Source organism: Massilia horti (assembly GCF_004614195.1).
Classification (GTDB): Bacteria; Pseudomonadota; Gammaproteobacteria; order Burkholderiales; family Burkholderiaceae_D; genus Telluria; species Telluria horti.
Window position 1 is genome coordinate 1 of record NZ_SPUM01000133.1, and the last position, 26,104, is coordinate 26,104.

Consider the following 26,104-nt stretch of genomic DNA (forward strand, 5'->3'; position numbering starts at 1 on the left):
CCAACGACCCTAGCATTATGAATGCTATGCTCTAACCAACTGAGCTATATCACCAACGCTCGGCATTTCTACCGGAGCTGTAACTGAACAGTGCTGCTAAAACAAAATGGCTCAGCTCTGCGAGCCAAGCCATCTGTCATTGAAACTTGGTGGTGATAGTTGGACTTGAACCAACGACCCTAGCATTATGAATGCTATGCTCTAACCAACTGAGCTATATCACCAGAACGGGTAGCATTATGCCGTTCGGCCTTTTGGGTGTCAAGGCTCGCCGCCTTCGCGGCGCGCTCTTTCGAGCCAGTGTCATGTGTGCATTCCCTTCAGCTGCGCCAGGATTTCCGCGGGCGCATCCGGTCTCAGGCAGTCGATCACGATCCGGTCCGGCATCGAGCGCAGCCAGGTCAGCTGGCGTTTGGCAAGCTGGCGCGTGGCGATAATGCCTGTTTCGCGCAGCGCCGCGCGGTCGATGCGGCCGTCCAGATACTCCCACGCCTGCCGGTAACCCACGCAGCGCATGGAGGGCAGGTTGGGCGTGAGGTAACCGCGCTCGCGCAGCCGTGCCACTTCGGCTACCAGGCCTTGATCGTCGCGTTCGCCCAGCATCTGCTCGAAGCGCAGCGCGATGCGGCCATGCAGCACCGCGCGGTCGGAAGGTTCGAGCGCGAACGAGATCAGTTCGAACGGCAGCTCAGGCTTGTCGCGCCTGGCCAGCAGTTCCGACATCGGCTTGCCGGTCAGTTCGATGATCTCGAGCGCGCGGTTGATGCGCTGGGCGTCGTTCGGCGCCAGCCGCTCGGCCGTCGCCGGGTCCAGCGCGCGCAGCCGCTCGTGCATGCCGGGCCAGCCGATGCGCGCCGCCTCGGCCTCGATTGAGGCGCGCACGTCCGGATCAGCGGTCGGCAGGTCGTCCAGCCCATCGGTCAGGCCCTTAAAGTACATCATCGTGCCGCCAACCAGTAGCGGCAGCTTGCCGCGCGCGCTGATCTCGGCCACGAGCCGCAAGGTATCGTCGCGGAACTGCGCGACCGAATACGCCTCGGTCGGCTCGATGATGTCGATCAGGTGGTGCGGCGCGCTCGCCAGTTCGTCCAGGGTCGGCTTGGCGGTGCCGATGTCCATGCCGCGGTAGACCAGCGCCGAGTCGACCGAGATGATCTCGACCGGACGTTCGCGCGCGATCGCCAGCGCGGCTGCGGTCTTGCCCGAGGCCGTCGGCCCCATGATCGCGACCGCCAGCGGTTTGTTCGATGCTTGTGTTGTCATTGGCCGCGCAGGAAAAGCTTGTCGAGCGCCGAGATTTCGAGCTGCACCCAGGTCGGGCGCCCGTGGTTGCATTGGTCGGCGCGCTCGGTTGATTCCATTTGCCGCAGCAGCGCGTTCATTTCGGGCACGGTGAGGATGCGGTTGGCGCGCACGGCGGTGTGGCAGGCGAGGGTGCCGAGCAGTTCGTTGCGGCGCTCGATCAGTACGCGCGAGCCGCCGTATTCGCGCACATCGCGCAGCACGTCGCGCGCCAGCGTCTGTGCGTCGGCGTTCTTGAGCAGCGTCGGAACCGCGCGTACCGCGAGCGTGGTCGGCGACATCACGGCGATGTCGAAGCCGAGCTTCTTCAACGTCTCCTGGTTTTCATCGGCCGTGCCTACTTCGATCGCGTCGGCGAAGAAGGTCACCGGGATCAGGAGCGGCTGCACCTGCATGTCGCTGCCGTCGATCTGGGCGTCGAGCGCGTTCTTCAGTTGTTCGTACAGGATGCGCTCGTGCGCCGCGTGCATGTCGACCAGCACCAGGCCCTTGGTGTTCTGCGCCAGGATGTAGATGCCGTGCAGCTGGGCGAGCGCGAAGCCGAGCGGGAAGTCGTCGTTCGACATCGGCCGGATCGGCGCGGACAGCGGGGCGGCAGGCGCCGCGGCCACGCTGGCCATGTCAAGCTCGCTCGACTTGAAGAGGGCGCCATAGCGCTCCGTGCTTTGCGCCACGCCGAGGGCCGAGGTGGCCACGCCCGGCGCATCCCAGCGGCTGCCCGGCGGGAAAGGCGAGGGCGAGAACGTGGACGAAAGCTGCGCGCCGAACGAGGTTTGTTCGTGCGGGCGCGGCTGCCAGTTCGAACCCGAAGCCTTGACCTCGGCCGCGGTGATCGGCGCCGGCACACTGCCGTGCGCGGTGGCCGAGGTTTGCGCCAGCGCGCGCTGCACGGCGTGGAATACGAACTGGTGCACCGCGCGGCTGTCGCGAAAGCGCACTTCGATCTTCGACGGGTGCACGTTCACGTCCACCAGCGCCGGGTCCAGGTCCAGCGACAGCGCGTACGACGGGAAGCGGTCGCCGTGCAGCACATCCTGATAGGCCGCGCGCACCGCGTGCAGCAGCAGCTTGTCGCGCACGAAGCGGCCGTTCACGTAGAAGAACTGGCCGTCGGCGCGGGCTTTGGATGCGGTCGGCAGGCCGATGAAGCCGTGCAGGTGGAGCGGGCCGGCCGCCTCGTCGATGGCAAGGCGCGCCTCGGCGAAGTCGGTGCCGAGAATCTGTGCGCTGCGCTTGGCCATGTCGCTCACGTTCCAGTGATCGATGGTGCGCCCGTTGTGCGACAGGCTGAACGAGACGTCCGGCCGCGCCAGCGCGATGCGCCGCACGACTTCCGCGCAGTGGCCGTATTCAGTCTGTTCGGATTTGAGGAACTTGCGCCGTGCCGGCGTGTTGAAGTACAGGTCCTGCACGTCGATGGTGGTGCCGAACGCGCCGGAGGAGGGCGAGACGGTGCCGTGGTGGGAGCCGATGATCTGCCAGGCGTGCGGCGCGGAGGGCGTGCGCGAGGTGATGGAGACCGCGGCGACCGAGGCGATCGAGGCCAGCGCCTCGCCGCGAAAGCCGAGCGTTGCCACATTTTCCAGGTCGGTCAGGGACGCGATCTTGGAGGTGGCGTGGCGCGCGAGCGCGAGCGGCATTTCGTCCGGCGCGATGCCGCGGCCGTTGTCGGTGATCGCTATGCGCTTGACGCCGCCTTCTTCGAGCCGCACTGTGATCTGCGTGGAGCCGGCGTCGAGCGCGTTTTCCAGCAGTTCCTTCACCACGGCCGATGGCCGTTCGACCACCTCGCCGGCGGCGATTTGGGAAATGAGCTGGTCAGGAAGCTGCTGGATCGGGCGATGGGTGGAGGCGGGGGCGTTCATCCGGGGAATTATAGCTCGACGCCAATTGGGCTGGAGCGTCCCGTCGGGTGTGCACCCTAACGGTCGTTGCACAGCCCCGTAGGGTGCGCACCAGTGCGCACGCGGTACGCTCGCATGCCGTTGGCTTCTGCAATGGGCTAACGGAATTCAACCGTACCGCGTGCGCACAGGTACGCACCCTACGATATTCTCCGGCCGAGTCAGCGGCTACTTTTGTTCCCGCACCGGAATCGGGGTGTTGCACAAATCGATATACCCGGCCGGTACCTTGGTCCACGGGCCGCCGCGGTTGCGCTGCGCCTCGACCACCGCCTGGTAGGTTGCGCTGTCGGTGCGCATCACCTCGAACTTCGACCGCTCGGCCTCGGGCACGTCGGCCGCCACCTTGACCGAACTGATCGGCACGTTCAGCTCCGGCTTGTCATAAAAGCCCATCGGCCCGGCGCCGCGCGGCAGCGTCGACAACAACGGCATGCCCGAGATCACGCGGCCAACAACCGTGATGTTGCGGTCGAGGTGACGCGGTCCATGCCCGATCACCGCATACAGCGACGTGCCGCCGCCGCTGTCGGCATCGTTGTCGCGCCCCACGCCGACCATGCCGTAGCAGTGCGCGAGCCAGGCCTCGCCCTTCTTCGGGTCGTGCCCCACCGGAAAACCGTTCGAGTGCCCCGCCTGCGGCGCATAGCCGTCGTGGTCCGGCAGCCGGGTAAAGTTCTTGTCGTTCTTGATCGGCACGGTGAATTCGGCCTTGAGCGTGCGCTGGGCGTTCTTGATCTCCCGCGGTTTGCCATTTTCCTCATTCGGGTCGCCCCACTGCACCACCCAGTTGTCCTGCGAGCGGATGATGGCCAGGCCGTCAAAGTAGTGCTCGCGCACCAGCGCCTTGATGTTCTTGACGTGATTGGGCGCAAACGTGGGCGCCAGCTCGATCACCACGCGGCCGGACGGAATGTCCATGTACAGCGTGTTTTCCGGGTCGAGCGGCCGCCAGTCCGACGGCTTGGACGCCTTGACAACGTCCGACACCGACGGCTTGGCCGGCGGAGTCTTGTCGGCCGCATATGCATTTGCCGCCAGCAGCGCCAGCGCTGCCGATTTCAGTACAGCTTTCCGCCCGATTGCCTTAAAAGCACGCATTTCCTCTCCTGTTGTCACGCGGTCGCCGCCGCTTGTTGTCCGCATTGTAATCCGTAACGTGATCACTTTGGAAACTTGCTTGACACGGCGAAAAAGAGTGTGCCGGAAGTTGCGCCAACAGTCATTTCTTGAGGCAGACTGATGGTATGATGCTGTGTTCCCTCTTAGGAAAATTATGGATCTGATGCAATTCTTCGACATGATCCTTCATGTCGATACGACCCTGGGTACGCTGCTTGCCCAGTATGGCACTTATGTTTATGCAGTCCTGTTTGCAATCGTGTTCTGTGAGACTGGACTGGTCGTACTGTTCTTCTTCCCCGGCGACACACTGCTCTTCATCGCGGGCGCCTTCTGCGCGACCGGCGAGATGAGCTATCCGTTGCTGATGGCGTTGCTGATTATTGCTGCCGTGACGGGCAACACCTTGAATTACTGGATAGGCGGGGCGATCGGGCATCGCGTGTTCACGCACGACTATCGCTGGATCAACAAGGACGCGTTGCGCCGCACCCACGATTTCTTCGAAAAGCACGGCGGCAAGACCATCATCCTCGCCCGCTTTGTGCCGGTGGTACGCACCTTTGCGCCGTTCGTGGCCGGCGTGTCGGACATGACCTTTGCACGTTTTCAGTTGTTCAACGTGGCGGGCGCCGTGGCCTGGGTGGCCAGCCTGGTCACTGGTGGCTATTTCTTTGGCAACATCCCGGTCGTGCGCGATCACCTGACCACGATCGTGCTGGTCGGTGTCGGCGCCGCGATCATCCCGCTCGCGCTGGGCGGCTTGTACAAGTTCGGGCGCAGGGTGATCAGCCGCTAAGGCTGCGAATCTGGCCACGTGCCAGATTTCGCGCCGGGGCGGACTCAAGTTTCTGTCCCGGCGAGCCGATAATCAGGAGTAAGCCACACTCCTGGAACCCAATGCGTAACCTTTTCGCCCTGTTCGCCTGCAGCGCCGTCATCGTGACAGCCAGTGCGAGCGAGCCCATCACCAGAACCGCCATCGTGCCGTCGAAACCTGCGGGCACGCCGGCCGCCACGGCCAAGATCGCCGCGGCGTCGCCGGCTCCGGCGGCAATCCCTCAAAAGAAAGAAGAGGACGCCGAGGTCGATCTGTCCGAGAAGATCGCGGCGCGCCTGGCCGACCTGCGCGCCAAGCAGGCCGCACGCGCGGACGCCGCGGCCAGGGCCAAGAAGGTCGCCGACGCCAAGCGCCGCGAGGAAGAATTGGCCGCAATTGTCGCCGCCACCGCGCCCAGGCGTGGCACCCACTGGAGCTACGAGGGCGAGAGCGGGCCGGCCAACTGGTCGAAGATCAATTCGGACTGGGCAGCGTGCTCCACCGGCCGCCGCCAGTCGCCGATCGACATCCGCGACGGCATCAAGGTCGACCTCGAGCAGATCACTTTTGACTACCATCCGAGCTCGTTCAACGAAATCGACAATGGCCATACGATCCAGGTGAATGTCGGTGGCGGCAACTTCATCACGGTTGGGAACCAGACCTACGAGCTGCAGCAGTTCCACTTCCATCGGCCGTCGGAGGAGCGCATCAACGGCAAGGGCACCGAGATGGTCATGCACCTGGTGCACAAGAGCGCGGAGGGCAGGCTGGCGGTGGTGGCGGTGCTGCTCGAGCGCGGCAAGCAGCATAACCTGATCCAGACGGTGTGGAACAACCTGCCGCTCGAGAAGAACGAGACGGTGTCGCCGTCGCTGGTGCTCGACCTGAAGGAGGCGCTGCCGGAGCGGCGCGAGTATTACACCTACATGGGCTCGCTCACCACGCCGCCCTGCACCGAGGGCGTGCTGTGGCTCGTGATGAAGCAGCCGATGCAGGCTTCGCCCGCGCAGATGGCGCTGTTCTCGCGGCTGTATCCGCTCAATGCGCGGCCAGTGCAGTCGGGATACGGGCGCATGATCAAGGAATCGAATTAAACCAAGACGCCGGCATACCGTAGGGTGCGCACCTGTGCGCACGCGGTCATCGCATGCTGGCTTGCGGCTGCCGCTTCACTACGCTGCGTTCGCGAACCGCGTGCGCACAGGTGCGCACCCTACGGGTATCACGCAGGGGTAACGCGGTACTCGCCGCGCCAGACAGCGCACGGGTCCAGCGTCGCCGGTCCCAGCCGCGCCGGCTCGATGCACACGAAGCGCCTGTACTCGTCGTCTCCCATGTCCGGAATCGCCGCCGCATCGGCAGCCCACGGATTCCATACCACCGCGTCGGTAAAGCCCTTCTGTTCGAGCTTGAGCTTGCCGGCGCCGCTCTCCAGGAACACCGTCCCCGCGATCCCTTCGTAGGGCTGGTCGTGCTTGCCCGTAAAAGTGAGCGCCGCCGGTTCCACACCAATGATGCGCACCGCTGCGATGTCGTCGACCAGATGGTAGGTGTGCAGCGCCGCCGCGAACGGGAACGCCTGCGCACCGTCGTTGCGCACTTCAAGCGACATGGCCAGCTCGCTGTCGCGCACCGCCACCCGCAGCGCGAGGGCGAAGGCATGCGGCCATGCGGCGGCCAGCTCTGGCGCCAGGTCCGACTGGTTCAGTTCAAACAGCGCAAACGCGGCGCCGTCTTCGATGCCGCTGGCGGTCATGCGCCAGTTGGAGACGCGCGCGAAGCCGTGTTTGATAAGGGGGCCGCGCTCGGCGAACTGCGGGAAGACCACCGGCACCCCGCCGCGGATCGCGGCGCTGCCGTCCAGCGCCGATTTGGCGCTCACGAACAGGCGCTCGTGTCCCTGGGCTCCCTTCCATGAGACCAGGTGGGCGCCGAACAGGGTGATGGTGGCTTGCGCGCCGTCCGGGGCGGATAGGCGCACGGCGGGCAGGTGTCCGTATTCGGTATTCGTGATTGTCATGCTCTTCAGGTGAGGCGGCCCTTGGCCATCGGCGGATTGGCAGCGAAGTAGCGGCGCACGCCCTTGGTGATCGCATCGGCGAGCTGGTCCTGGTAGCCGTTGTCCTTGAGTTTAGCCTCTTCGTCGGGGTTGGAGATGAATGCGGTTTCGACCAGGATCGACGGGATGTCCGGGGCCTTGAGCACGGCAAAGCCGGCCTGTTCGACCGCGCCCTTGTGCAGGCGGTTGATGCCGCCGATTTCGGTCAGCACCGCTTTGCCGAGCTTGAGGCTGTCGTTGATCTGGGCTGTGGTCGACAGGTCGAACAGCACGCTGGCCAGTTGCTTGTCGTGGTTGCCGAGGTTGACGCCGCCGATCATGTCGGCCTTGTTCTGGTCGTTTGCGAGCCAGCGCGCGGCGGTCGAGCTGGCGCCTTTTTCGGACAGCACGAACACCGACGAGCCGCGCGCGCTGGGCTGGATGAAGGCGTCCGCGTGGATCGAGACGAACAGGTCGGCCTGCACTTTGCGCGCCTTTTCGACGCGCGTCCCGAGCGGCACGAAGTAGTCGCCGTCGCGGGTGAGCATGACGCGCATGTTCGGCAGCCCTTCGAGCTTGGTCTTCAGGCGCTTGGCGATCTCTAGCACGATGTCCTTTTCGCGCGCGCCGCTGGCGCCGATGGCGCCCGGATCTTCGCCGCCGTGGCCGGGGTCGAGCGCGATCGTGATCATGCGCGTCACCTTCGACGCGGCGCCGCCCGCCGGCGACTGGGGCCGGGGCGTGGCCGGCGCCGCGCCCGGCGTCTGCAACGGCGCTGTCCCCTGCGCAATCTGCGCTTCCATTTTCGCGACCGCGTCCGGCGCAACCTGGCCCGCGGCCGGCATGCCCGGCTGGACCGGGGCGGTTGGCGTACTGGCGGCATCCGGGGTCGACCAGTTGCCCGATTCGATCATGGCGGCGATCGGGTCGACCGCGTTCACCGGGTACAGGTCGAAGATCAGGCGGTGCTGGTAGCCCGCCACCGGGGCCAGCGTGAACACCTGCGGCGTGACTTTTTCCTTCAGGTCGAACACCAGGCGCACCACGTTCGGACGGTTCTGGCCGACGCGCACCTGCTTGATGTACGGGTCGTTCGACTCGATCTTGGCGACCAGGCTCTTGAGGGTATCGTTCAGCGCCAGGCCGTCGATGTCGACCACCAGCCGCGGCGGGTCGGACACCATGAAGTGGTTGGTCTTGAGGGCGCCGTCGTTTTCCAGCGTGACGCGGGTGTAGTCGGCGGCCGGCCAGACGCGCACGGCCAGGATCTGCGCGGCGCGCGCGGGCAGGGCGGTAAAGACCGACAGCAGCAGTGTGCCACCGGCCTTGAGCACGGTGCGGCGGCGCGGCGAGCCAGAATTCAAGCGGGCGGTGCGAAGGTGAGGCGGTCGAGGCATAGCTGGCCTAATTCAGACAACGCCTGCAATTCTACCTCACGGCCGAGCCCGCAAACACTCAGCCAGACCTGTACGTCGGGCGGTGGCAACACCGGCTCGCCCTTTTCCGGCCACTCGACGATGCAGATGTTGTGGCCGTCGAAATCCTCGCGAAAACCGGCGTCGAGGAACTCTTCCGGGCTGCTCATGCGGTACAGGTCGTAGTGGATGGCGTTGACAAGCTGGCCATCGACGGTGATGCGGTACGGCTCGGACAGGGTATAGGTCGGGCTCTTGACCGTGCCCTGGTGGCCGCTTGCGTGCAGCAGTGCGCGCGTGAGCGCGGTCTTGCCGGCGCCGAGGTCGCCGTGCAGGTAGATCACGAGGCCGGGTGCGAGCGCGCGTGCCAGCGCGGCGCCGAAGGCGGCGGTCGCCGATTCATCGGCCAGGTAAGCTTTGAAGTGCTGCATCGAATAGAATGTCGTGTCGTATTACTGTCTCTTTGTCCTGCATGCCGACCCTGCCACCAGACCTGCCCGAACTTGCGCGCGCCATCAAGGCGTGGGGCAAGGAACTCGGCTTTGCCGAAGTGCGCATCGCCGACGTCGACCTGGCGCACGCGGAGGAAGGCCTGCGCGCGTGGCTCGCCGCGGGTCACCACGGCGAGATGGATTATATGGCAAGCCACGGCATGAAGCGCGCCCGGCCGGCCGAGCTGGTGCCGGGCACGGTGCGCGCGATCGTGGCGCGCATGGATTACCTGCCAACGGCCACCGGCGCAAACTGGCGCGAACACGAAACGGCGCGCCAGCAGGATCCACATGCGGCGGTGGTGTCGGTGTACGCACGCGGACGCGACTACCACAAGGTGCTGCGCAACCGGCTGCAACAGCTGGCCGAGCGGGTCACGGCGGGCATCGGGGAGTTCGGCTACCGCGTGTTCACCGACTCGGCGCCGGTAATGGAACTGCCGCTGGCCGAAAAGGCGGGCCTGGGCTGGCGCGGCAAGCACACGCTGCTGCTTTCGCGCAGCGCCGGTTCCACCTTCTTCGTGGGCGAGATCCTGGTCGACCTGCCGCTGCCGGTGGACGCAGCCATCGACACCCATTGCGGCCAGTGCCGCGCCTGCATCGACGCCTGCCCGACCGGCGCCATCCTCGGCCCCGGCCGGCTGGACGCGCGGCGCTGCATCTCGTACCTGACAATTGAACTGAAGGGCAGCATTCCCGAGGATCTGCGTCCGCTCATCGGCAACCGCATCTACGGATGCGACGATTGCCAGCTCATCTGCCCCTGGAACAAGTTCGCGCAGCGCGCGCAGCTGGCCGATTTTGACGAGCGCAATGGCCTGGGAAGCGCCAGCCTGATCGAGCTGTTCGGCTGGGACGAGAATGAATTCAACCGCCGGATGGAGGGCAGCCCGATCCGCCGCATCGGGCATGAACGCTGGCTGCGCAACCTGGCCGTAGGGCTGGGCAACGCGGCCGCGCAGGCGAAGGGGGACGAGCAAATCGTGGCGGCGCTCCGGCAGCGCCTCGCCCATCCGTCGGCGCTGGTGCGCGAGCATGTGGCGTGGGCGCTGGCGCGCCACGGATCAGAGGTCGATGCGCTTGGCGCGCAGGGCTGACCAGTCGCCGTCGATCGAGATGATCGCGACGGTGGTGATGCCGTTTTCCTTGAGGTATTCCGCGATCGTATCGCGGTTGATGTCGGTCGCCTTGGACGCCGTCTGTTTCAAATAAGCGACCCACAGCGAGCCTTTATCGCCGAGGCGCTCCTTGGCTACGGGCAAGTACTGCTCGAGCTCCTTGCGGTTCATTGCGAACAGCAGGACCACATCGACCGGGCCCGGATCGTCTTCGTTCTTGAGGATGTTGGCCGGCATTTGCGCGACCACGCCGGGATGCGACTTGCCGCCCAGGATCAGCATCGACTTCGCGGTCCGTAAAAACATCTTGTCAGCAACTGTCTTTTCGCTCATCTGCATTTCCTAAAAAATGTGCGCCGTCGCCGGCCGCGGCGCGTTCAAGTTAATTTTACAAGCGTTCCTCGAAAAGACGGGGCGCCGGACGGCTGTAGTGTGCACGGCATGGATATCACAGACGATCGGTGGCGCGCCGGTTGCAACCGAAAGTGTGCGTTACTTGAGCAGGCCGGCCAGTTCGACCGCGGTCTTGACCTGCATCTTGTCGAAGATGTGCGCCCGGTGCACTTCGACCGTGCGCATGCTGATGCCGAGCTTGTCGGCGACGACCTTGTTCATCATACCGGCCAGGATCAGGTCGAGTACTTCGCGCTCGCGCGCCGACAGCGTGGCCAGGCGCGCGCGCACCTCGGCCGCCTTGCCGGCGCGGCGCGCCGCTGCCAGCGCCTGCTCGACGCGGTCCATCAGCTGGTTGTCGTTGAACGGCTTTTCGAAGAAGTCGAACGCGCCGCGCTTGAGCGAATCGACCGCCATCGGCACGTCGCCGTGGCCGGTCAGGAAGATCACGGGCAGGCGCGGCAGCAGGGAACGCGACACCAGCTGGTCGAACACGGCGATGCCGTTCATGCGCGGCATGCGCACGTCGAGCAGCACGCAGTCGCCGCCGGGGTCGATGCGTTCGCCCACATTCGCGAGGAATTCCTCTCCGCTCGCATAGCTGCGCGCCTCCAGGCCGCGCGATTGCGCCAGCCATGCCAGAGCGTCACGGATGACTTCCTCGTCGTCGACAATGTGCAGCATGTGGTTCTCCTTTGCGCTGGATATTCTATCCCAGCGCCGTTTCGGTCTGCTGCGACAGGGTGAAAGTGAAGATGGTCCCGCCATCGGGATTCGGTGCGTGGGTCAGCGTCCCGCCGTGGAATTCGATCGCGGTGCGGCAGATCGACAGGCCCATGCCCATGCCTTCCGCCTTGGTCGAGAAGAACGGCGAGAACAGGCGCTCGGCGACCGCCGGCGCGATCCCGTGCCCGCGGTCGATCACCGACACCGACACCTGTCCGTCGCAGCTGGCCGCCGCGATGCGCAGCATGCGGTGCTCGGGCGCGACGCTGGCCATCGCCTCGATCGCGTTGCGCGTCAGGTTCAGCAGCACCTGTTCGAGCAGCACGCGGTCGGCCAGCACCAGCGGCAGCCGCGCCGGAATGCGCACCTGCAGCGCCACGTAGGCCTGGCGCGCCTGCAGCTCGATCAGCGCGCGCACGCCGTCGACCACGCTGTGGATCGAGACCGGCTGGCGCTGCGGCTGCTCGCGCTTCTTGACGAATTCGTGCACGCTTCGGATGATCTGCCCGGCGCGCTGCGCCTGCTGGCGCGCCTGTTCCAGCGCCCGTCCCAACAGGCCCGGGTCGAGCGCGCCGCCGCTTTGCCGGGCGCGTTCGACCACGTTGAGCGCCCCCGCGGTGTAGCTCGAGATCGCCGCCAGCGGCTGGTTCAGCTCGTGCGCCAGCATCGACGAGATTTCGCCCATCGTCGCCAGCCGCGCGCTGGCCTGCAGCTTTTCCTCCTGCTGGCGGTTGAGCTCCTCGGCGCGCTTGCGGTCGGTGATGTCGAGGATAGAACTCATCCAGCCGGTCTGGCGCCCGCGGCTGTCCACCAGCGGCGCCTCGAACACCAGCACTGGCACCCGCACGCCGTCCGAGCGCTGGAACATGGTCTCGAACTGCGGCGTGGCGGTCCCGGCCAGCACGGCGGCGAAACGCCGCTCGTAGATTTCCATCGCCTCCGGCGCCCAGTACGGCATCGGCGGCACCTTGCCGACCAGTTCCTCGGCCGGCAGCCCGACCATCTGGCAGAACGCCTTGTTCACGTAGGTCACGCGCCCTTCCAGGTCGCGCGCGCGCAGCCCGGTCAGCAGCGAGTTTTCCATGGCGGTGCGAAACGCCATTTGCTGGCGCAGCGCGCTTTCGGCGGCGATGGTGCGCGCGATGTGGCGCCACAGCGCGCCCAGCGAGAGCAAGAGGCCCAGCGCGAGCATGATCACCGAGCCGACCAGGAGGTTCGGCAGCAGCTTGGGCGCGCCCTTGACGCTGTCGGTGGCCAGCACGATGGTGGCGCCCGGCAGGTCGAGCGCATGCTTGTGCGTGTAGACGCCGCGTCCCGGACCGCCGGCCGCGCGCTGGGCCACCACCATGTCGTCGCGGTCGAGCAGCTTGAGCGAATTGTCCTGGGCGAACCACCAGGGGACGATCTCGTTCAGCAGCGCGGTCAGGTCGTAGGTGGCGACCAGGCTGCCGGCATAGACCCCGTTGCGAAACAAAGGCAGGTGGTAATCGATCAGGCCCAGGCGGGCAGGGCCATACGGCTCGCCGTAGCGGCCGTTCCCGGTCTTGCGTGCGTAATCGGCTGCTTCTTGCGAGGCGAGCGCCAGGTCGGCTGGAGCCAGGGTGCTGGCGCGCCACGCCAGCACGTGGTCATTGCTGTCGAGCCACAGCACGCGCTGGAGCTCGTGGCCGGTCTTGAACAGCTGCGCCAGGCGCGCCTGCAGCGCCTCGGGCGGGAGCGTTGTTGCCATCAGGTCGGCGCCCAGCGCGCCCAAGGCATCCTCGCTGCGCGCCAGTTCGAAGCGCAGCGTCTGCTCGACCCACAGGGTGTCGGCGATCAGCTGTTCCTGGCGTTCGTTGCTCTCCATCTGGCGCGCCTGCCACGGCAGCCAGATCAGCACCGCCAGGAACAGCAGTACGATGAGCACCGGAAACAGCCAGCGCCACGGCCCCGACTGGCGTAACGACCTTGGCAAGAAGAACGCGTTTTTCATGCAGTAATGTTGTATCGTTACAAACAAGCTGCTATTGTGGTTTTCCACAATAGCAGAGCGAATCGTGTGCTTTCACACTGTTTCGATTAATAAAAAAATTGCTTCCAATTCAAGAGAGGAGACATCGCATGCAGATCAAGGCCGTGGTCCTGGCGCTCGCCGCCGCCGTCAGTTTCAATGCTTACGCAGAAGCCCCGATCGTCATCAAGTTCAGCCACGTGGTCGCCACGGACACGCCGAAAGGCCAGGCCGCTGACCGCTTCAAGGAACTGGCCGAGAAGTACACCAAGGGCCGCGTCAAGGTCGAAGTCTATCCGAACAGCCAGTTGTACAAGGACAAGGAAGAGCTCGAAGCCTTGCAGCTGGGCGCCGTGCAGATGCTGGCGCCGTCCCTGGCCAAATTCGGCCCGCTGGGCGTGAAGGAATTCGAAGCGTTCGACCTGCCATACATCTTCCCGACCAAGCAGGCGCTGTACGCGGTGACCGAAGGCCCGATCGGCAAGAGCCTGCTGCAAAAGCTGGAACCGAAAGGCATCACGGGCCTCGCGTACTGGGATAACGGTTTCAAGATCATGTCGGCCAACAAGCCGCTGCACACCCCGGCCGACTTCCGCGGCCTGAAGATGCGCATCCAGTCGTCCAAGGTGCTCGACGCGCAGATGCGCGCGCTGGGCGCCAATCCGCAGGTGCTGGCGTTCTCGGAAGTGTATCAGGCCTTGCAGACCGGCGTGGTCGACGGCACCGAAAACCCGCCTTCGAACATGTACACACAGAAGATGCATGAAGTGCAAAAGCACCTGACCGTGTCCAACCACGGTTACCTGGGTTATGCGGTCATCGTCAACAAGAAGTTCTGGGATGGCCTGCCGACCGACGTGCGCGGCCAGTTGGAGCAGGCGATGCGCGAGGCAACCACCTACGAAAAGGCGATCGCGCAGCGTGACAACGATCTGGCGATGGACGCGATCAAGAAGGCCGGCACCACCACCATCTACAACCTGACCGCGCAGGAGCAGGCCGAGTGGCGCAAGACGCTGGCGCCGGTGCAAAAGGCGATGGAAGGCCGGATCGGCAAGGACTTGATCACGTCGATCAACAAGACCGCCGCCGCGGCCCAGTAAAAATCCCCCGGCAGTCAAACGCCCCGCGCCCCGCTTGATCTGGCGGGGCGACGGCGCGTGCGCGTGCGCCTCGCAAGACTGTCGCTTTCCCGGGACCTCACATGAAATTCCTCGACCGACTCGAAGAGTGGATCATTGCGACCCTGATGGGCGCGGCCACCCTGGTCATTTTCGTGGCGGTGCTGCACCGCTACCTGTCGGGCCTGCCATTTCCTGCCCTGCAGGATTACCTCCTCACCATCAACATGAGCTGGGCGCAGGAACTGTGCATCTACATGTTCGTGTGGATGGCCAAGTTCGGCGCCGCCTACGGCGTGCGCACCGGCATCCACGTCGGCGTCGACGTCGTCATCAACCGCCTGTCGACCCCGTGGCGCAACAAGTTCGTCATCTTTGGCCTGCTGGCCGGGGCGCTGTTCACCGGTGTCGTCGGCGCGCTGGGCGCCGTGTTCGTCGCGCGCATGAGCCAGACCGATTCGATCTCGCCCGACCTCGAATGGCCGATGTGGATCATTTATCTCGCGGTGCCGCTCGGCTCCTGGCTGATGTGCTTCCGTTTCCTGCAGGTGATGGTCCAGTTTGTCAGGCACGGGGAACTGCCGCGTCATGACCATGCCCATGTCGAGGGCCTGATTGATCAAATCGAAGAAGCGAAGGAGACGACGGCATGAACGCGATGATTATTTTTATTCTGCTGATCGTGCTGATGCTCACCGGCATGCCGATCTCGATTGCGCTCGGCCTGACCGTGCTGACCTTCCTGTTCACGATGACCCACGTGCCGATCGAGTCGGTCGCGATGAAGCTGTTCACTGGCATCGAGAAATTCGAGATCATGGCCATTCCGTTCTTCATCCTGGCCGGCAATTTCCTGACGCATGGCGGGGTAGCGCGGCGCATGATCAACTTTGCCAGCTCGATGGTCGGCCACTGGCACGGTGGCCTGGCGCTGGCCGGCGTGTTCGCCTGCGCGCTGTTCGCGGCCGTGTCCGGTTCCAGCCCGGCCACGGTGGTGGCGATCGGTTCGATCATCCTGCCGGCCATGGTCAAGCAGGGTTATCCGAACCGCTTCGGCGCTGGCGTGATCACGACCTCGGGCGCGCTGGGCATCCTGATCCCGCCGTCGATCGTGATGGTGATGTATTCGGTGACCACCAACAGCTCGGTCGGCAAGCTGTTCATGGCCGGCGTGGTGCCCGGCATCCTGCTGGCCTTGCTGCTCGGGCTGACCACCTGGTTCTTGGCGCGCAAGGAAGACTACCCGCGCATGAAGCGCGCCACCTGGGGCGAGCGCTTCACCGCGTTTCGCAGGAGCGCCTGGGGCCTGGCACTGATCGTGATCGTGATGGGCGGCATCTACAGCGGCCTGTTCACCCCGACCGAGGCAGCTGCCATGGCGGCGGTGTATGCGTTCGTCATCGCCGTGTTCGTGTACAAGGACCTCAAGCTGAAGCAGGTGGGCAAGGTGTTGCTCGATTCGGCGGCGATGTCGGCGATGCTGCTTTACATCATCACCAACGCCGTGCTGTTCTCGTTCTTGATGACCAGCGAGAATATCCCGCAGGCCATGGCCAACTGGCTCACCGGCATGGGCTTGGGGCAGGTCGCGTTCCTGCTGGTGGTGAACATCCTGCTGCTGTTGGCAGGCAACGTGATGGAACCGTCCTCGATCGTGCTGATCATGGCGCCGATTCTGTTCCCGGTCGCCACCCAGCTCGGCATCGATCCGATCCACTTCGGCATCCTGATCGTGGTCAACATGGAAGTCGGCATGTGCCATCCACCGGTGGGCCTGAACTTGTATGTTGCATCGGGCATCACCAGGATGGGCATCTCCGAGTTGACGGTCGCGGTGCTGCCGTGGTTGCTGACGATGCTCGGTTTCCTCGCTTTAATAACGTATGTACCTCAGATCTCGCTCTGGCTGCCGAAGTTGGTTTACGGTTGAAATAATTCGCTAACCGTATATAAAAAGCTACGCCTTTGGGCCCCACATGCGTTATGATGGGGCACTTTTCGGCACCCCAGGTGCCCGCCAACACAGAATGTACGTTTTGGGGGAGTGAGAAAAAAAGCAACGGTAATCCAATACCGGAGACTAAATGAGGAGACGCCGCGTTTAATAGATGCCGAAGGTACGCCGATCGGCCGGAAACGTGGAACCGCATTAGGGCGCACCCAGAGGGTGCGCTTTTTTTATATGTGTCCCTGGCGTGTGTGCCGCCGCCAACCTTGGCAGGGCCAGGCGCCAGGCGTTACACTGCACTGATGAACACACAACAGGGCAGCGCGCTGTTCAGCGCAATTGTCGAGGCGCCGTTCGGCGCGATCGGCATCCGCACCGAGGGCGACCTGGTGCGCGAACTGGTCTACCTGCCGTCCCATTACGAGCCCAAGGCGCCGCAAGACGCGCCGGCCGAACAGGCGGCGGCCCAGGTCGAGCAGTACTTGCTCGACCCCGACTACACATTCAACCTGCCGCTGTGGCAAGCAGGCAGTGACTACCAGCGCCGCGTGTGGGACGCGATCTGCGCGATACCGCGCGGCAGCGTGCGCACCTACGGCCAGCTCGCCAAGCTGATCGGCTCGGCACCGCGTGCGGTCGGCCAGGCCTGCGGCGCCAACTGGTTCCCGCTGGTCATTCCCTGCCATCGCGTGACCGCCGCCGGCGGACTCGGCGGCTTTTCCAACCATGACGACGAAAACGGCTTTCATCTTTCCGTCAAGCGCTGGCTGCTGCTGCACGAAGGCGCGACGGCTTCGCCATGGCTGCAGCAGACAATCTCGTTCTGATCGACGAGTTCTGCGACACCCTGTGGCTGGAGCAGGGACTGGCGAAGAACTCGCTCGACGCCTACCGGCGCGACCTGCGCATGTTCTCGCGCTGGCTCGATGTCACGCGCCCGGGGCACGCTGGCCTGCTGGCGGTACGGCCCGAGGACCTCGCCGCCTATTTCGCGGACCGCCATCCCGAATCGAAGGCCAGTTCCGCCAACCGGCGGCTGTCGGTGTTCAAGCGCTTCTACCAGCTCGCGCTGCGCCAGCACAGGATCAGCCTTGACCCCTGCCTGCAAATGGCCAGCGCCAAACAGCCGGCGCGCTTTGTCAATACGCTCACCGAAAGCCAGGTCGAGGCCCTCTTGAGCGCGCCGGACGTGCGCACCCCGCTTGGCCTGCGCGAGCGCACCATGCTCGAGCTGATGTACGCGAGCGGCCTGCGCGTGTCGGAGCTGGTGGCGCTCAAACTCGTGGAGCTGAGCCTGAACGATGGCGTGCTGCGCATTACCGGCAAGGGCAGCAAGACCCGGCTGGTGCCGTTCGGCGAGCCGGCGCGCGTCTGGCTGGAGCGGTACATGAAGGAAGGCCGCGGCGTGATCCTGGGTGGCCAGGTTGACGATGCGCTGTTCGTGACCGGGCGTGGCGGGCCGATGACGCGCCAGATGTTCTGGAACATTATCAAAAAGCACGCCGCCAAGGCCGAGATCAAGGCCCCGCTGTCGCCGCACACGCTGCGCCATGCGTTTGCCACCCATCTGCTCAATCACGGCGCCGACTTGCGCGTGGTGCAGTTATTGCTCGGACATTCCGATATTTCTACCACGCAGATCTACACGCATGTTGCGCGTGAGCGTTTACGCAACCTGCATGCGCAGCACCACCCCCGGGGTTAATTCAAATGTGTTCAGCCCAACTGGGGGATAATGGGAGGTGGAGTCCGTTTCCTTATTGACAATCTTGAGGTGATCATGGCCAGGACCAACTTCCAGTACGAGAAGCGGCAGCGGGAATTGGAGAAGAAAAAGAAGGCGGAGGAAAAGGCGCGGCGCAAGATGGAGGCGAAAAACCACCGGCGCGAGGAGCAACCCGGGCAGGGCGATGCGGCGGCCGAGCCGCAGGCGGCACCCGATAGCGCGTAGACAGTTTGGTGTGGACGGCAGGATCTTGCCTGCCTGGCGGATCGGTCACCAGTGGCATGAATATTGGCCCCTGTGCTCCGTCTTGACCGGCAAGATGGAGCTCCAGGGGGCATGTTGCAACTATACGAATAGGCAACTTTGCCTGCCACCGACATGCGACGAGTGGTAGTTTCGGCGGCATAAAGCGTCAAAAGGCCGGACAAAATGCAAACCGTGTACAAGTCGAGGTGCGCCCTCTCTTTGAGCCGGCCTCCCGGCCTGCATAACCTCTCAAAAAAGAGGTGCGCAATTAGTTAGCCCAACTATCGTCGTTCCCGCGCAGGCGGCGCCTTCGCGGGGACGACGTGTCGCGGAATGTCCTCATTAAGTGTGGAACCGTGCTTACCGAAGGCGTAGGGTGCGCACCAGTGCGCACGCGGTACAGTTGAACGCCATTGGCTCCGGTACACACACGTACCGCGTGCGCACAGGTGCGCACCCTACGGCGCGCGTGAGCCCACACTTACCGGTGACATAGCCAAAAGATTCGCCCGCCCTCACACCCCGGCCTCCATGAGCCCGTGGCCCTCGTCGAACAGGCGGATGCGCGCCAGCACCTGCCCGTGGTCCGAGGCTTCCGGCAATTCCAGATCGAGGTGGTCGTTCAGGTAGATCACGTCCACCACTTCCCCGATCGCGTTCGGCAGCGCCGGGTTGAATTCCTCGGACACCAGGATGTGGTCGATGGTCGTGTAGTTCCCGTCGTGCACGCTTGAAAAGCCGATCTGTTGCTGGTGGTCCGAACGATGCTGCAGCGCCCTGGCGTCGAACAGACGGTCGGCCAGCGGCGTGCCCACGCCGAGCACGATGCCGGTAGTGACAGAGTCGGCCACGTCGTTGAAGTCGCCGAGCACCACGCGCGGCCGCTTGCGGATGCGCCCCATGTCGGTCATCAGCACCCGCAGCGCGGCCGCCTCGGTGCCGCGCCGTACCAGCGAACGCAGGCAGGCCAGCGCGTAAAGCTGCGGATCCTCGCCGCTGTCGCCGTTGCGGTAGTCCGGACGGCGCGATTTCAGGTGCACCACCACCACATCGATCGTCACGTCCGGCGAGATCGCCACTGCCGCATGCAACGGCGCGCGCGTGAAGCGGTCCGGGTCGCGCGAGCCGGGCGGCATCGCCACGCCCGGCGGAAAGGCCGGCATCGATTCGCCCTCGACCACCGGCAGGCGCGACACCAGCGCCACGCTGGGTGTCAGGCGCTCGGCCGCCGGGTCGGGGTCGAAGCCGAGGTGGATCGCGTTGCGGTAACGGTGGGTGCGCGCCAGCGCCTCCTTCAACACGGCCTGCGAGAAGATTTCCTGAAAGCCGATCACGTCGGCGTCGAGCAGGTCGATCTGGCGTGCGGTCCAGGCGAGCTTGGCTTCGTACTGCTCGGGAGTGAACGGGACGAGGTTGTCGTACAGCTTGACCCCGGGCGGGGCCAGGTTGAAAACGTTGAAGGTGGCAAATCGAATTTCCTGCTGCATAATAGAACCCCCTCCATTCAGCTTTAGCGTATCACGGCAATGGCCAAAAAAGAGCACATTTCCGAAACACCGGCCACCCAGTTCCTGCGCAAGCATGCCGTTGCCTTCTCCGAGCATCCGTACGAGTACGAAGAGCATGGCGGCACCTTTGTTTCTTCGCGCGAACTGGGCGTGCTTGAGCACGAAGTGGTCAAGACCCTGGTGATGCAGGACGAGGCGGCCAAGCCGCTGATCGTGCTGATGCATGGCGACTGCACGGTGTCGACCAAGAACCTGGCGCGCCAGACCGGCCGCAAGTCGGTCGAGCCATGCAAGCCGGAGGTGGCCAACCGCCATAGCGGCTTCCTGGTCGGCGGCACTAGTCCGTTCGGTACCCGCAAGCCGATGCCGGTGTACGTGGAAAAGACGATCTTCGACCTGCCGAAGATTTACATCAACGGCGGGCGGCGCGGCTTCCTGATCGGGATCGATCCCAAGGAACTGCTGCGCGTGCTGCCGGCCACCCCGGTCGAGGTAGCGCTCAGGTAGTAAATCGAGTCAGCTACGGGCTTCTGAGAGGCGTAGGGTGCGCACCTGTGCGCACGCGGTTCGCGAACGTAGCGCACGGAAGCGGTAGCCGCAAGTCAGCATGCGGTGACCGCGTGCGCACAGGTGCGCACCCTACAATGTCTGCGGCTACGGGTTCGTAGGGTGGTGCGTGGCGCGCACCGCGCGCCGCAGCCCCACCAGCACCCCCAGGCCGCACACGATCGCGGCGATAACGATCGCCTCATGCGCGCCGCGCACGCCGTACAGGTCGAGCATGATGGTGGCCAGCGCCGCGCCCAGCGTCATGCCCAGCATGCGCGCCATCGTCATCACGCCGCCGGCCGCGCCGCTGCGTTCCGGCGGGGCGCAGGTGATCATGAGCCGGTTGTTCGGCGTCTGGAACAGGCCGAAGCCGATGCCGCACAGGGCCACGCGCCAGACGATTTGCCAATCCGACGGCTTGGGCGGCATGAGCACCAGCATCGCGAGGCCAAGCGTCAGCAGGGCCAGGCCAGCGGCGCCGATCAGGTCGGCGCGGTGGCGGTCCGACAGCCGTCCCGACACCGGCCCGATGACCAGGATGACCAGCGGCCACGGCGTTAACAACAGGCCGGTGGCCGAGGCGCCGCGACCCAGTTCGGACACCAGCATGAACGGCAGCACCACGAAGGCGATCATCTGCGCCGCGTAGGCCGACACCGAGGTGCCGGCGGACAGCCGCATCATCGGAATGCGCAGCAGGTCGAACGGCACCAGCGGCATCGGCCGGCCGCGCTGCTGCGCGATCAATGCCGCGCCGGCGACCAGCGACAGGACGATCTCGGCGATCGCGAGCGGCCTGCCGGCCCGGTTGCCGAGTCCCCCCACCCCGATGATCAGGAGCGCGATCGCGGCCGCGTTGAGCAGCGAGCCGGGCAGGTCGAAGGGGCGGTGCGCCCCGCCGCTTCCCGGCAGCAGGCGCGCGGTCATGACGATCGCGACAATCCCGATCGGGAGGTTCACGCCGAACAGCCAGCGCCACCCGGCCACCGACAGGATGGCGGCCGCCACCGTGGGGCCGAGCGCGGCCGAGGACGCGACGGTCAACGCCAGGTAGCCGACGCCGCGCCCGACTTCCCGCGGCGGATACACGGCGCGCAGCAGCGCCGGGATGATGGTCGAGGTGCAGGCGGCGCCCAGTCCCTGCAGCGCGCGCGAGGCCAGGAGCAGCGGGAGGCTCGGCGCCAATGTGCACAGCAGGGAAGAGAAGGTGAAGATCACCAGCCCGGCCAGGAACACGTGCTTGTAGCCGAACCGTTCGCCGAGCGCGGCGAGCGGCAGCACGGCGGTCGCCAGCGCGATCTGGTAGGCGTTGACGATCCACACGGCCCGGGCAGGCTGGGTGTGCAGGTCGACGGCAATCGCGGGCAGGGCGATGTTGGCGATCGAGGCGTCGAGCACGCCCATGAAGGTCGCCAGCAGGATGGCCAGGACGGCCCAGCGCAGGTTGCCCGTGGGCGGGCCGGTCGCAGTTGCCTGTTTATTCATTTCGTAAGTGAACTTATACTTACCCATCAACCGGATCGCGCCCCGTGGCCGGCAGGCTATCCCCGACGATAGCCATAGTGTATATTCACGAGCCAGTTTCAGCTGGCTAACACGAGAGACGAGATGACCACACTGATTTTTACTGTTGCCGCCTACCTGATCGGTTCGATTTCGTTCGCGGTCGTGATGAGCCGCGTGTTCGGCCTGTCCGATCCGCGCACCTACGGCTCGAAGAATCCGGGCGCCACCAACGTTCTGCGCAGCGGCAACAAGAAGGCCGCGATCGCGACCCTGATCGGCGACGGCGCCAAGGGCTGGCTGGCGGTGTGGCTGGCGCTGCACTTTGGCGATCAGTACGAAATCGGCGACCTGGGCGTGGGCCTGGTCGCGGTGGCGGTGTTCCTCGGCCACCTGTATCCGGTGTTCTTCCGCTTCGTCGGCGGCAAAGGCGTGGCGACCGCGCTGGGCGTGCTGCTGGGGCTGAACCCCTGGCTCGGCCTGGCAACGCTGGGCACGTGGTTGCTGGTGGCATACGTGTCCCGCTATTCCTCGCTGGCGGCGCTGGTCGCGTCGGTGCTCGCGCCGCTCTACTATGGCATGGCGTTCGGCGTCGATGAAAAGCTGTTCGCCGTGATCGTGATGAGCGCGCTGCTGATCTACCGCCACCGCAAGAACATCGCAAACCTGCTGGCCGGTACCGAGTCGCGCATCGGCAGCAAGGCCGGCGCGGGCAAGGCGGCGGCCGCGAGCGCGAAGAAACGGTAAGCTTGCCAAAGCGGGGCGAGTCCGCCACGCATGACAAATCAGACAGGCGGTGCAAATGAGCAAGCAGATCAGGATTGATTTCGTGTCGGACGTGTCGTGCCCCTGGTGCGCGATCGGCCTCAAGTCGCTGGAAACGGCGCTCGGCCGCGTGGCCGACGTGGCGCAAGCCGACCTGCATTTCCAGCCGTTCGAGCTGAACCCGGGCATGGGCCCGGAGGGGCAGGACATCGTGGAGCACCTCGGCCAGAAATACGGCTCCACGGAAGAGCAGCAGGAGCACTCGCGCGAAATGATCCGCCAGCGCGGCGAAGCGGTCGGCTTCAACTTCAACATGGACCAGCGCAGCCGCATCTACAACACCTTTGATGCGCATCGCCTGCTGCACTGGGCCGAAGAGCAAGGCCGCCAGCGCGACCTGAAGATGGCCTTGTTCGAAGCCTATTTCACCCGGGGCGAAGATCCGAGCTCGCACGAGGTGCTGCTGCGCGTGGCCGGCGAAGTCGGCCTGGACCGGACGGAAGCGGCGCGCATCCTCGCCAGCGACGAATTCGCGGACGCGGTGCGCGAGCGTGAGCAGTTCTTCCAGCGCGCAGGCATCCATTCCGTACCGGCGGTCATCATCAACCAGCGCCACCTGATTTCCGGCGGCCAGCCGCCCGAAGTGTTCGAGCAGGCGCTGCGCCAGATCGTGGCGCAGGAATAATCAGGACAGGTCGAGCACGATCGGCTGGTGATCCGACGCTGCGGTCTCCGACTGCACCTCGGAATTGGCGATGCGCGGCGCCAGGTCTTCCGTCACGAAAAAATAATCGTAGCAGTCTGCTTTGTCCGGCCACGCAAAGCCATGCAGGCCGGTGGTCGGCGCGCGCGGCAGGTCCGGGTGGGCCGCCCTCCACGTGTCGACGAAGCGCAGCACGTGGCCATCGAACGGCGCCAGCAGCTCGTTATACTCCGGGGAATTGGGCAGCATGTTGAAGTCCCCGCACAGGATGGCCGTGGCGGGGCGAAAGCCGAGCTGGAAGGGCGCCTCGAGCTTGGGATCGGGCTGGAACTGCTGCGCCCGCTCGAAGGCTTCCACATGCAGCGCGCGCAACTGGCGCACCTGGGCCAGGCGCTGGACCGGCGAATAGTATTCGAGATGGGTGGTCAGCACGCGCAACTTGCCGGCCGGCGTATCGAGCACGACTTCAAGCAGCCCGCGCGGCATGCCGGGCGGATGATCCGGATCGGCCGGCCACGGCAGCAGATAGCGCTGGGCCTGGGTGATGCGGAATTTCGACAGCAACATGTTGCCGAACAGGCGAGGCACCGGATTCTTGTAGATCTCGCTGGTGGGGTGCTCGATCGCGAAATAGCCGCCGAACGCACCGGCCAGTTGTCGGAACTGGTTGGCGCTCGCGCTGCCTTCGAGTTCGGGATGGTTCGCGGCGACTTCCTGCAGGCAGATAACGTCCGGATTGAGCTTGCGCAGCACGTCGATGACGGCGTGCATACGGATTCGCCCGTCCTTTCCACAGCCCCAGTGAATGTTCCAACTTACCAAGCGCATGAAACTACCTCCATAAATTAAACCGCAAGAGTTTGCCATTCTTCGGCGGAGGGTGGTCACACGCTAGGATCGATGTCAGGCTTGCAAGTTCAGTGGATTGTGCGCGAAAGCCAACGAGATGCAACCGTACCGCGTGCGCACAGGTGCGCACCCTACGCCGAAGCCGGTAGCCGTAGCACTTGTAGGGTGCGCACCTGTGCGCACGCGGTACGGTTGCGTCAAGTTTGCGCCTGTTAGGCCTGGAATCAGGCCGCTTCCAGCTCGTCCAGCGGCCAGCGCGGGCGCACGTCGAACGAATAGTTGCGCGTGGCCGCGCCCGGATCGCGCTGCAGCCGCATCGCGCCCGCGAACGCGATCATCGCGCCGTTGTCGGTGCAGAACTCTAGCTCGGGGTAGTACACCTTGAACTTCTTTTTGGCCGCCGCCGCATTGAGCGATGCACGCAGCTGGGCATTGGCGCCCACGCCGCCGGCCACCACCAGGCGCTTCAACCCCGTGTGGCGCAGCGCGCTGACGCACTTGGCGGTCAGCACCTCGACAATTGCGTCGACGAACCCGCGCGCAATGTTGGCTTTGTCCTGCTCGCAGATATTGGCGATCACCTTTTCGTCGTGGTTCTTCACCACGGTCAGCACCGCGGTTTTCAGCCCCGAGAAGCTGAAATTGAAGTCTTTCGAGTGCAGCATCGGGCGCGGCAGCGTGTAGGCGAGCGGGTCGCCAAACTCGGCCAGACGCGAGATCGCAGGCCCGCCCGGATAGCCCAGGCCGAGCAGCTTGGCCGACTTGTCGAACGCTTCGCCGGCGGCGTCGTCCAGCGTTTCGCCCAGCAATGTGTAGCGGCCCACGCCGTCCACGCGCATCAGCTGGGTGTGCCCGCCCGAGACCAGCAGCGCGATGAACGGGAATTCGGGCGGCTCGCTCGCCAGCAGCGGCGAGAGCAGGTGGCCTTCGAGGTGGTGCACGCCCAGCACCGGCTTGTCGAGCGCGAGGGCAAGACTACAGGCGAGCGACGAGCCGACCAGCAGCGCACCGGCCAGCCCTGGTCCCTGGGTGTAGGCGATGGCGTCGATGCAAGACGCCGGCAGGTCCGCCTTGGCCAGCACCTGTTCGAGCAGCGGCAGGGCGCGCCGGATGTGGTCGCGCGAGGCCAGTTCGGGAACGACGCCGCCGTATTCCTCGTGCATGGCGACCTGCGAGTGCAGGGCGTGGGACAGCAGGCCGCGCCCGGTATCGTACAGGGCCAGGCCAGTTTCATCGCAGGAGGATTCGACACCGAGAACGATCATGGATAAAGCGGGTAGAAGATGCGCAATCCGCCATTGTAAAGCAGGGTCGGGCGGGATGCATGGATCAGGCCCGCTGGCCTTGCCCGGCCGTGTGAACTTCGCACCGTATCGGCGGCACTAAGGGCAAGGAGGGCGTCATGAACGAGGCGGCGAAGATCGAGCTGGTCAAGCACGTTTACGAGGCTTTCGCCAAGCGGGACATCCCGCGCCTGCTCGGCTACCTGACCGACGATGTCAAATGGGAACTGCCTGTCATCGAAGGACTGGCGCTGTGGGGCCATCGGCGCGGGCGCGACCAGGTCGCGGAATTTTTTCGCCAGCAGGGCGAGTTGCAGGAGGAGCGCCGCTTTCATCCGCAGGAATTCTTCGCGCAGGGCGACAAGGTGGTCGTGATGGGGTACTATGAGTGGACGGTGAAGGCGACCGGCTCCAGCTTCGCTTGCGACTGGGTGCATGTCTTTTCGCTGGCAGGCCAGCATATCGACAAGTTCAAGGAATACACGGACACGAACCAGGTGGCGCGCGCGTATCAGCCGTAGCCAGGGTCGCCCGTGGCTGTTACTATGCGCGTGTCCTAAGTAAAGATTGTCTTTACGAAT

26 protein-coding genes and 1 tRNA gene are annotated in these 26,104 nt (G+C 64.9%); 13 read left to right on the top strand and 14 right to left on the bottom strand.

What is annotated here, in order from left to right; translation table 11 throughout:
• Positions 1–147: 147 nt before the first annotated feature.
• The 4 genes from E4O92_RS20315 to E4O92_RS20330 all read right to left on the bottom strand — a co-directional run bounded on the left by E4O92_RS20315 (position 148) and on the right by E4O92_RS20330 (position 4,307).
• Positions 148–224, bottom strand: a tRNA-Met gene (locus tag E4O92_RS20315).
• A gap of 79 nt (positions 225–303) precedes the next feature.
• Positions 304–1,263 (bottom strand): tRNA (adenosine(37)-N6)-dimethylallyltransferase MiaA, encoded by a 960-nt coding sequence (miaA, locus tag E4O92_RS20320; RefSeq protein WP_135191484.1) that lies wholly within the window; start codon positions 1,261–1,263, stop codon positions 304–306.
• On the bottom strand, positions 1,260–3,167 hold the full coding sequence (gene mutL, locus E4O92_RS20325; protein WP_135191485.1) for a DNA mismatch repair endonuclease MutL: 1,908 nt from the start codon (positions 3,165–3,167) through the stop codon (positions 1,260–1,262). The genes miaA and mutL overlap by 4 nt, the downstream gene beginning before the upstream one ends.
• Before the next feature lie 207 nt (positions 3,168–3,374).
• On the bottom strand, positions 3,375–4,307 hold the full coding sequence (locus E4O92_RS20330) for a peptidylprolyl isomerase (RefSeq protein WP_135191486.1): 933 nt from the start codon (positions 4,305–4,307) through the stop codon (positions 3,375–3,377).
• A gap of 175 nt (positions 4,308–4,482) precedes the next feature.
• Here E4O92_RS20330 and E4O92_RS20335 point away from each other — a divergent pair, with 175 nt between their 5' ends.
• Both E4O92_RS20335 and E4O92_RS20340 read left to right on the top strand, forming a co-directional pair.
• Positions 4,483–5,127, top strand: a complete 645-nt coding sequence (locus E4O92_RS20335; RefSeq protein ID WP_135191487.1) for a VTT domain-containing protein — start codon at positions 4,483–4,485, stop codon at positions 5,125–5,127.
• Positions 5,128–5,228: 101 nt separating this feature from the next.
• Complete coding sequence (locus tag E4O92_RS20340) at positions 5,229–6,245, top strand: carbonic anhydrase (RefSeq protein ID WP_135191488.1); 1,017 nt, start codon at positions 5,229–5,231, stop codon at positions 6,243–6,245.
• Positions 6,246–6,373: 128 nt separating this feature from the next.
• On the opposite strand, the gene E4O92_RS20345 is transcribed toward E4O92_RS20340, so the two are convergent.
• From E4O92_RS20345 to tsaE, 3 genes are read right to left on the bottom strand one after another with little or no spacing between them, the layout of a single operon-like run.
• Complete coding sequence (locus E4O92_RS20345; protein ID WP_229483598.1) at positions 6,374–7,171, bottom strand: D-hexose-6-phosphate mutarotase; 798 nt, start codon at positions 7,169–7,171, stop codon at positions 6,374–6,376.
• 5 nt (positions 7,172–7,176) lie between these two features.
• Positions 7,177–8,586: an N-acetylmuramoyl-L-alanine amidase gene (locus tag E4O92_RS20350; RefSeq protein ID WP_135191489.1), complete on the bottom strand. Its 1,410-nt coding sequence runs from the start codon at positions 8,584–8,586 to the stop codon at positions 7,177–7,179.
• Positions 8,550–9,035 (bottom strand): tRNA (adenosine(37)-N6)-threonylcarbamoyltransferase complex ATPase subunit type 1 TsaE, encoded by a 486-nt coding sequence (gene tsaE, locus E4O92_RS20355; RefSeq protein WP_135191490.1) that lies wholly within the window; start codon positions 9,033–9,035, stop codon positions 8,550–8,552. The genes E4O92_RS20350 and tsaE overlap by 37 nt, the downstream gene beginning before the upstream one ends.
• Positions 9,036–9,076: 41 nt before the next feature.
• On the opposite strand from tsaE, the gene queG reads away from it, so the two are divergent.
• The gene (queG, locus tag E4O92_RS20360) at positions 9,077–10,192 is read left to right on the top strand and encodes a tRNA epoxyqueuosine(34) reductase QueG (RefSeq protein WP_229483600.1); all 1,116 of its coding nucleotides are present in this window, start codon (positions 9,077–9,079) and stop codon (positions 10,190–10,192) included.
• Here the strand turns inward: queG and E4O92_RS20365 are convergent.
• The 3 genes from E4O92_RS20365 to E4O92_RS20375 all read right to left on the bottom strand — a co-directional run bounded on the left by E4O92_RS20365 (position 10,160) and on the right by E4O92_RS20375 (position 13,304).
• Positions 10,160–10,546, bottom strand: coding sequence for a DUF3052 family protein (locus E4O92_RS20365; protein ID WP_167759846.1), 387 nt, complete (start codon positions 10,544–10,546; stop codon positions 10,160–10,162). The genes queG and E4O92_RS20365 overlap by 33 nt on opposite strands.
• Positions 10,547–10,705: 159 nt before the next feature.
• Positions 10,706–11,290, bottom strand: a complete 585-nt coding sequence (locus E4O92_RS20370) for a response regulator transcription factor (RefSeq protein ID WP_135191492.1) — start codon at positions 11,288–11,290, stop codon at positions 10,706–10,708.
• 25 nt (positions 11,291–11,315) lie between these two features.
• Positions 11,316–13,304, bottom strand: coding sequence for a sensor histidine kinase (locus E4O92_RS20375; protein ID WP_135191493.1), 1,989 nt, complete (start codon positions 13,302–13,304; stop codon positions 11,316–11,318).
• Between the two features lie 128 nt (positions 13,305–13,432).
• Between E4O92_RS20375 and E4O92_RS20380 the strand changes: the two genes are divergently transcribed.
• From E4O92_RS20380 to E4O92_RS24940, 6 genes are all read left to right on the top strand, one after another.
• The gene (locus tag E4O92_RS20380) at positions 13,433–14,425 is read left to right on the top strand and encodes a TRAP transporter substrate-binding protein (RefSeq protein ID WP_135191494.1); all 993 of its coding nucleotides are present in this window, start codon (positions 13,433–13,435) and stop codon (positions 14,423–14,425) included.
• Between the two features lie 101 nt (positions 14,426–14,526).
• Positions 14,527–15,096 carry a TRAP transporter small permease gene (locus E4O92_RS20385; protein WP_135191495.1) on the top strand — a complete coding sequence of 190 codons (570 nt, stop codon included), beginning with the start codon at positions 14,527–14,529 and terminating at the stop codon, positions 15,094–15,096.
• Positions 15,093–16,373: a TRAP transporter large permease gene (locus E4O92_RS20390; protein ID WP_135191496.1), complete on the top strand. Its 1,281-nt coding sequence runs from the start codon at positions 15,093–15,095 to the stop codon at positions 16,371–16,373. The genes E4O92_RS20385 and E4O92_RS20390 overlap by 4 nt, the downstream gene beginning before the upstream one ends.
• 320 nt (positions 16,374–16,693) lie before the next feature.
• Positions 16,694–17,218 carry a methylated-DNA--[protein]-cysteine S-methyltransferase gene (locus E4O92_RS20395; protein WP_135191497.1) on the top strand — a complete coding sequence of 175 codons (525 nt, stop codon included), beginning with the start codon at positions 16,694–16,696 and terminating at the stop codon, positions 17,216–17,218.
• Positions 17,191–18,096, top strand: a complete 906-nt coding sequence (gene xerD / locus E4O92_RS20400) for a site-specific tyrosine recombinase XerD (RefSeq protein WP_135191498.1) — start codon at positions 17,191–17,193, stop codon at positions 18,094–18,096. Before E4O92_RS20395 ends, xerD begins: the two co-directional genes overlap by 28 nt.
• Positions 18,097–18,171: 75 nt before the next feature.
• Positions 18,172–18,342, top strand: coding sequence for a hypothetical protein (locus tag E4O92_RS24940; protein ID WP_167759847.1), 171 nt, complete (start codon positions 18,172–18,174; stop codon positions 18,340–18,342).
• Between the two features lie 536 nt (positions 18,343–18,878).
• Here the strand turns inward: E4O92_RS24940 and E4O92_RS20405 are convergent.
• A complete protein-coding gene (locus E4O92_RS20405; protein WP_135191499.1) occupies positions 18,879–19,850 on the bottom strand; it encodes an endonuclease/exonuclease/phosphatase family protein in 972 nt (323 codons plus the stop codon).
• Positions 19,851–19,889: 39 nt separating this feature from the next.
• Between E4O92_RS20405 and E4O92_RS20410 the strand changes: the two genes are divergently transcribed.
• Positions 19,890–20,378 carry an aminoacyl-tRNA deacylase gene (locus E4O92_RS20410; RefSeq protein WP_135191500.1) on the top strand — a complete coding sequence of 163 codons (489 nt, stop codon included), beginning with the start codon at positions 19,890–19,892 and terminating at the stop codon, positions 20,376–20,378.
• A gap of 147 nt (positions 20,379–20,525) precedes the next feature.
• On the opposite strand, the gene E4O92_RS20415 is transcribed toward E4O92_RS20410, so the two are convergent.
• Positions 20,526–21,905, bottom strand: a complete 1,380-nt coding sequence (locus E4O92_RS20415; RefSeq protein WP_135191501.1) for an MFS transporter — start codon at positions 21,903–21,905, stop codon at positions 20,526–20,528.
• Between the two features lie 123 nt (positions 21,906–22,028).
• Here E4O92_RS20415 and plsY point away from each other — a divergent pair, with 123 nt between their 5' ends.
• Positions 22,029–22,670 (top strand): glycerol-3-phosphate 1-O-acyltransferase PlsY, encoded by a 642-nt coding sequence (gene plsY, locus E4O92_RS20420; protein WP_135191502.1) that lies wholly within the window; start codon positions 22,029–22,031, stop codon positions 22,668–22,670.
• 55 nt (positions 22,671–22,725) lie between these two features.
• Positions 22,726–23,373: a DsbA family oxidoreductase gene (locus tag E4O92_RS20425; protein ID WP_135191503.1), complete on the top strand. Its 648-nt coding sequence runs from the start codon at positions 22,726–22,728 to the stop codon at positions 23,371–23,373.
• On the opposite strand, the gene E4O92_RS20430 is transcribed toward E4O92_RS20425, so the two are convergent.
• Both E4O92_RS20430 and tsaD read right to left on the bottom strand, forming a co-directional pair.
• Complete coding sequence (locus E4O92_RS20430; RefSeq protein ID WP_307721758.1) at positions 23,374–24,258, bottom strand: endonuclease/exonuclease/phosphatase family protein; 885 nt, start codon at positions 24,256–24,258, stop codon at positions 23,374–23,376.
• Positions 24,259–24,464: 206 nt separating this feature from the next.
• Positions 24,465–25,505 carry a tRNA (adenosine(37)-N6)-threonylcarbamoyltransferase complex transferase subunit TsaD gene (tsaD, locus tag E4O92_RS20435; RefSeq protein ID WP_135191505.1) on the bottom strand — a complete coding sequence of 347 codons (1,041 nt, stop codon included), beginning with the start codon at positions 25,503–25,505 and terminating at the stop codon, positions 24,465–24,467.
• Positions 25,506–25,642: 137 nt separating this feature from the next.
• Here tsaD and E4O92_RS20440 point away from each other — a divergent pair, with 137 nt between their 5' ends.
• Positions 25,643–26,044 (top strand): nuclear transport factor 2 family protein, encoded by a 402-nt coding sequence (locus E4O92_RS20440; RefSeq protein ID WP_135191506.1) that lies wholly within the window; start codon positions 25,643–25,645, stop codon positions 26,042–26,044.
• Positions 26,045–26,104 lie beyond the last annotated feature (60 nt).